Below are 5,114 nucleotides of genomic sequence, written 5' to 3' on the forward strand. Positions count from 1 at the left end.
GCACATACCAGCTTTATAGCTATATCGTCCGTTGCCATACAGCCATATTGATTTTTTACGGTAACCGTGTAGGTATAATTATCTTTTGGCGCTGCAAACGGGTTCGGGCAGGTGGTACAGGACAGGTACCACTGGGGAGACCAGTTATAGGTTACCACATCCGAACTGTAAACCGGCTTTAGTTCAATCCGTTCACCCGTAGCCAACTGAATATCCTGCCCGGCTTGTACAGCAGGTAATTCCCGAACCACCACCGTCAGTGCTGCCGTATCAGTAAAACAACCGTATTCATCATAACCAACCACTATATAACGTGTATCCGTAAGCGGACTTGCCACCGGCGATGAACTGGTTGTGGAACTTAATCCTGCTCCTGAGATCCAGTTATAGGTGGCCGCGCCTGTTACCGGAAGGGTTACCGAAAACCCGCGGCAAACAGAGGTATCTTCCGCAGCCCTGATAGTAAATGGCCGTCCAACAGTAACCTTGGTAGAATCCAGGCTTACACAGCCAAAACTATTGGTTACTGCTACCTGGTAGGTGGTTGTATACTGCGGGGCAACAAAGGGGTTGGGTGAATTCAGGGTAGCTATGCCATCTGCCGCCCTCCAGTTAAACTGAACTCCGTCATGAGCTGTTAACCGGATAGAATTGCCCAGGCAAATCACCGGGTCTCTGGGACTAAGCCCCACTTCCGGATTTGGGTGCACCACCAGCTGTGCAACAGCCGTATCACGGCAACCATTATGCGCCACTATCAATTGAACCGGGTAACTGCCCGGCTGGCTAAATCGAATAGCTGCCGGGTTTTGCTGGTCGGCTGTTCCGCTGCCACCAAAATCCCAGTTCCAGTTAAGGTTTCCGTTGCGGTCTGCACTGCCTGTGAACAATGCTTCTCCATTGGCACAGATTTCCGGTGGCCCCTGGATAGACGCCCTCGTGGTTCGCACCAGTTCCAGCGACACCGAAGATTCTGCAGTGCAGCCAAACGGCGATACCACAGCCACCCTGGAGGTATATTTACCTGGTTGATTATAATAAAAAGAAGGTTGATCCGCTGCACTGAATTGCCCATTTCCCGATTCCCAGCTATACGATAGCGGCAAACCCAGCTCTGATGCAGCCAGGCTGGTAATAACCGGGTTGAACTGAACTAAACCCGAATCGCAGACCAGAGAAGGCACCGCACTGGCATTTGTCAATAACTGATCGATAATAATTTTATCGTCAATTTTCGATGTTCCCGCACAACCAGAAGCATCCTTCATAATCAGGGCCGGCTGGTAAATACCCGGACTCAGGTATTTATGTACCGCAAACGTATCGGTGGTTTGTAACAAGGTGCCGTCTCCAAAATCCCAGGTAAAGGAACTTGCATTACGCACAACGGCATTTAACTGCACGGTCAGATCCTGGCAACCAAACAGGGTATCCGCCGATAAAATAGCGTAGGGCCCTTTTATTTCGATAGGCAACTTTAAGGAGTCTACCGAGTTATTGAACCCATAGGCATAAATTGTTACCGTATAGATGCCCGGCAACTCATAGGTACTGGACACATTGTTCAGATTTCCTGCACTGCGCCCATTACCAAAATCCCAGCGGATCGATTGATAATTATCGGAAGTATTGGTAAAGCTGGCTACTACCGGCGGACAATTAGTAGTATTAATATAGGAAGTGGTATACGTAAACCCGGCAGCAACATCTTTTACTGCAACCACTTTATAAGCGGTATCCCTGCAACCAGTAACCAGGTCTCTTGCAATAAGGCGCACGGTATCATTGGTTACAGCAGGGTAGTATTTGCCGGCATAATAACCAGTTGCATTGGTTCCATCCTGGAATCTCCACCGGTAATCAACCGGGTTATACGGATATGCATTACTGGTACTGTAAAAGTTAACGGTGGTTTGCGGTATTACTCTTGCCGGGCTGAAATCAAAGCCCGCTTTGGGCCCGTAAATATTAACCGGCTTCAGGTAATCGCCGGTGGCATGATAACAGCCTTCTGCATCAGTAACTTTTAGCGTTGCATAATATTGCTGAGGTTCCTGGTACAAATGAGCTACGGTTGCACTGTTGTTTTTTTGAAGAGTACTGTTATCGCCAAAACTCCACTCCCATTTAACAATGGGTACATTATTTTGTCCTACAGACTGATCAATGAATTTGGCAGAGTCCCTGAAACAATAAAACGCTTCTCCGGCTTTAAAATCAGCGATTGGACCTTTGATAAGCAGCGGAAGTAAATTGGTGGTATCATAACAACCAAAATACTGTGATTGCAGCACGGCCCGAATTCCTTTTTTGGAGGGATCAAGAGCCTGATAACGGCCATTATACGTGGTGGTCCAGTAATTGTTAACCTGGTCAATAAATCCTTCATAGCGGCTGCCGTCCTGGTATAACAACCCATTCACCATGTAATGGGTTCCATAATACCAGCTAACCGGCCTGGGATTATTTTCCATGCCGCTAATTTTAATGTCCAGGGATGCGCTGGAGCAGAGTTCGGTCGTTACCGAACTTAGTACAGGCTGCTGTTTCAGCAAAACAGGCACATCCAGCGAGTCACTCACGGTACAATTTCCATTGGTAATAGTTAGCTTAACCTTATAAGAACCGGATCTGGTATAGGTATGGAAAATCGATTCCTGTCCGGCGGTCCATCTAACCGGTGTGGTACCATCTCCAAAATCCCAGGTATAGGTTTCAACTTCCCGGCTCATCTGGTACACACGTACCTCACCCCGGGTATCTTCGCAGGTATTGGTTGCGTAGGAAATATCCGGAAACCCGGGTTTTACTTCCACATAATCGGTCTTTGTTATGGTATCCAAACAATTCCCATTATAGGCAATCAGCTGTACGGTATATTTTCCTGCTTCCTGGAATTGATGAATAGCGTCGTTCCCAACGAAGGTAGTGGGTTGAAAATCGAAAAAATCCCACCTGAATCCGGTGGTATATCCGGTTGTAAGGTTGGTAAACCGATGAGGCGTATTTCCACAAATAACCGTGGGGTCCGTTTTAAAATCGGCAACCGGCCGACGGTTGATATTCACAGTACTTGTGGCTATGCCTTTACAACCCGATTTGGTGGTATAATTTAGCTTAACAGTAAATACGCCTTCTTTTGCAAATACATGTTCCGGCTCTGCGTCTTTTGAGGTTCCGCCATCACCAAAATCCCATTGATAGGATTCAATTTCTTCCGACTGGTAGGTGCCGAATTTATTTTTGAGATTGATACAACCAGATGCTGCTCCGCTCAGCAAGCTGATACTTACAACGGGCTTATAAATATTTATATACTGTGAGGTGGCTGAAACACAACCTGCTGCATTTTCCACCTTCAGTGAAACCGTGTAGGAACGATCGGTCTGAAACAAATAACTGGCTTCCCTGGTACTGGCAAAAGGAGCGGCAAAATCTACCGCCCAGCTCCATTTAATGGCAGCGCTGGTGGTATCTTTCATTTTAACGGTTTGCGGTGCGCCACAGCTTGAACCCAGATCCACCACAAAACCATTCAGGTCGGGCCCGGTTTTTACATCCACCTCTTTGGTAACGCTCTGGTAACAATCGCCATACCTGGCCCGCATCGTTAACTTTCTTTTTCCCGGCTGCGAAAACACAAAATTCACGGGCGTATTTCCGTAGGACCAGGCAGTGCTGCCATCATCTGATGTCCAGCTAACATCGGTTGGTGCAGGTATACTTTTATTCTGGATCAGGAAACTGGCAGCATTGCATACCAGGGCCGGCACAGTAAAATCAGTGATAAAATCTGCTACGCTCAGGGTAAGGGGAGCACTGGCAGCAGTACAACCAAGCTCGTTTTTGACGAGTAGTTTTACCTCAAATTTTCCTTTTTTATTGTAGGTATGTGTGGGTGAAACAGAGGTGGAAGCAGCGCCATCGCCAAAATCCCAGGTATAGTTGAGCGTTCCGGGGCCGGTGCTGGTATTGGTAAAACTAACCGGTGCATTTTCTTCACAAACAAGGGAGCTGGCAACAGAAAAAGCAGCGGTTATAGGTGGCGCTATATCTACCAGCGCCGTTTTTTCAAATGTTCTGAAACAACCATAGCTATTGGTTACGGTAAGACTGATAGATGCTTTCTGGGCATTTTGATACGTATGTGCAACTTTCTGAAGCGTTGCACCCTGTTGCAGACCACCGTCTCCGAAATCCCAGAAATAAGTAGCAATACTGCCGTCTCCAGCGGTTGAAGTACTGGTTAATTCTACTGGCATTGGCGCACAACCTTTGAGTACATTGGCTGTAAAATTTACTTCCGGCTTTTTATACACGGTAACCTGCAGGGTTTTGGTTGATGTTTGTGTACCATCTTTAGCCGTTAAGGTTACCGAATAAACTTTCTCCTCATTATAGGTGGCACCCGGGTTTTTTAAGGCCGATGTGTTACCGTTTCCAAAGGTCCAGGTATAAGTGGTTGTTCCGGATGTTCCGGTAGAAGTATTGGTGAAAGAAACAGCATGCGGCGCACAGCCACCAGGTTTGTCGATGGTGAAATCTGCTTTTAACTGGCTCCAAACAGGAGAAAATAGCCAGGTAAAGATGCATGCCAATAGCAGGCGAAGTGCATGATAAGGTTTTAAACGGAGCATTTAGTCTGGTGATCTTGGTTAGGGGGGCACGCATTGCAATATAGCCTGATACAACAAGAATCGCAAGCTGGCAGGAAGGTTATTTTTCCCTTATTTTGCCCAATGGATTATTTCAGCAAGCTGGCCCTTTTACTGAAACAGGAACGCGAAGAAGATAAAAAAGCCTTTGATCTGCTCACCTTAAACAGTTCCGTTCAGGACCGCCGATTAAACGGATATTGCTGGTACCCGGTTGCCATCCGCGACACTGAATTAGGCAAAGGAGATTATCTTACCGTACAATTTGAACGCACCACGCATACCGAAATACCTGCTGCATTTCGGTTCGGCGGTGCCGCTACGCTTTTTTCCAACCATAACCCTGAAAAAGACAGGCTTGAAGGAATCATTTCCCATATTTCCGGTAACCTGCTGAAAATCAGTTTTCGAACCGATGAATTACCCGATTGGGCGGAAGATGGCAAACTGGGTATTGAT

Annotated in this window: 1 protein-coding gene and 1 pseudogene; one reads left to right on the forward strand and one right to left on the reverse strand. The window is 46.9% G+C overall.

What is annotated here, in order from left to right; genetic code table 11:
• A partial coding sequence (locus A1D16_RS21060; RefSeq protein ID WP_290713468.1) for a PKD domain-containing protein occupies positions 1 to 4,637 on the reverse strand: 4,637 nt, incomplete at its 3' end.
• A 102-nt stretch (positions 4,638 to 4,739) separates the two neighbouring features.
• On the opposite strand from A1D16_RS21060, the pseudogene A1D16_RS21065 reads away from it, so the two are divergent.
• Positions 4,740 to 5,114, forward strand: a pseudogene (locus A1D16_RS21065) (IGHMBP2 family helicase); the annotation flags it as partial.

Source organism: Flavihumibacter sp. CACIAM 22H1 (assembly GCF_001601815.1).
Classification (GTDB): domain Bacteria; phylum Bacteroidota; class Bacteroidia; order Chitinophagales; family Chitinophagaceae; genus Flavihumibacter.